This window comes from Nocardia sp. NPDC058666, assembly GCF_042714895.1.
Lineage (GTDB): Bacteria > Actinomycetota > Actinomycetes > Mycobacteriales > Mycobacteriaceae > Nocardia.
Genome location: NZ_JBHXRY010000077.1, coordinates 1 through 1,380, shown reverse-complemented (window position 1 = coordinate 1,380; position 1,380 = coordinate 1). Strand labels below are relative to the sequence as shown.

Genomic DNA, 1,380 nt, shown 5'->3' with positions numbered 1-1,380 from the left:
TACATGCAGTTCGTTGAGGGGGTACACGCTCACGTGGATGGTTCGGACGACCCTCAACGTTGGAGATGGCAGCCATTCAATGCAAAGTGGTGGCGATTCCAGGCAGACGGCTGGACCCTGGACGCAATCTCGGCGGATACTTCCAATTCGCATATAGAGTATGTGCTTCGAGAATTTCCGCCAGGCGGAAAGAATGGGTATAACGCGTGGTCGCCCAGCCTCTACTTCCCGAGTCTCTTTGAGGCTGTCACCAAAGTGTATCTGCAGATCAAAGACCGATACCCCTATGCCGTATGGAGCGGAAATACGGGCGAGTGGAGAGATCCCAAAAGGCGCGAACTTGACGACAGCGGCACTGGGGCAACGCTGCCGCAGGGCGTGAAAGACCGAATCGCCAGAGTTTATGAGGCCGAACGCCTGGGCTACATCACGCGTGACGAGGCCGCCAAAATAATTGCCGGTATTATCGCCGAGGTCACTTGACTGTCTCCCTAACGTGGGGGCGGGGGCATCCGCACCAAAGTGTGCGTCCGAGATCACGCCTGCAGGCGATCCGAAGGAGCGGCCTGTGCTGGCCTGGTTCGCCGTCTGCCCGCCGCCGCTCGGGACTGCGCTCGTCAGGGTCCCTTCGCTTCGCTGGCACTCGGCCGATCTTTATGAGTCTCTTGACTCCTCAAACTGCACTATGACGAGCTCAACTTGCTTCATGTGGCCCGCCCATGCGTAGTCTCCACGCTCCCCATGGGGATGCCCGCCCATCACGGTACTGACCTGTGCGCCTCGTCGGCATGTGTGTTTCAGGGGCGCGCGCAGGTCTCGGTGATCTACCCGCCGTCTTGGCCAGCGATCTGACTGAAGGTGGGCATGCCGAGGCTCACTGCGCCCCCCAGACGTCTCGCCTCAGCATCGAGCTGGGCCAGCTTGCCCTCGGCGCCGGCAAGGCTCACGTGAAGTCCGTCGATCTCGCCGAGCCATCCTTCTCGTTCAGCCTCCGCGATGCGGGCGATCAGGTTGTCGCGAATCTCGACGAGACGGGGTCGCTGTGCTGGGTCCGGCTGGAGCATTGAACAGCGGACGCAGGCTTCTCTGAACCAACGTCCGTGCTGTTCTTCGTAGCTCAGCTTGCGAGCTTGCGTCGCTGATGACCGTCCGAGCAGCACTCGTGGTCACGATGTCGGTGGCGATGCGTAGAGGTGTCTCTGCCCAACCGAGCACCGCCCGGGTAATCGCGATCGACTGGATGATGCTCATGCCGTGCTCGGCCAGCAGATTTTGAACGGCCTCCATCCCCTCGTTCGCGAGCACAGGGCGACATTGCTCGACAAGCGCGGTCCATCGCGCGGCTTCCTCGGGTCGCAACCCGGTGACGCGGTCGAACAT

The 1,380-nt window shown here is 61.3% G+C and carries 2 protein-coding genes; one reads left to right on the top strand and one right to left on the bottom strand.

Going from position 1 to position 1,380, the window contains the following annotated elements; genetic code table 11:
• Nucleotides 1-483, top strand: a 483-nt coding sequence (locus tag ACFWVD_RS28585) for a hypothetical protein (protein WP_379248000.1), incomplete at its 5' end; no start/stop codon positions are given.
• A gap of 501 nt (nucleotides 484-984) precedes the next feature.
• Here ACFWVD_RS28585 and ACFWVD_RS28580 read toward each other — a convergent pair.
• On the bottom strand, nucleotides 985-1,380 hold a 396-nt coding region (locus ACFWVD_RS28580; protein ID WP_379247998.1), incomplete at its 5' end, for a hypothetical protein.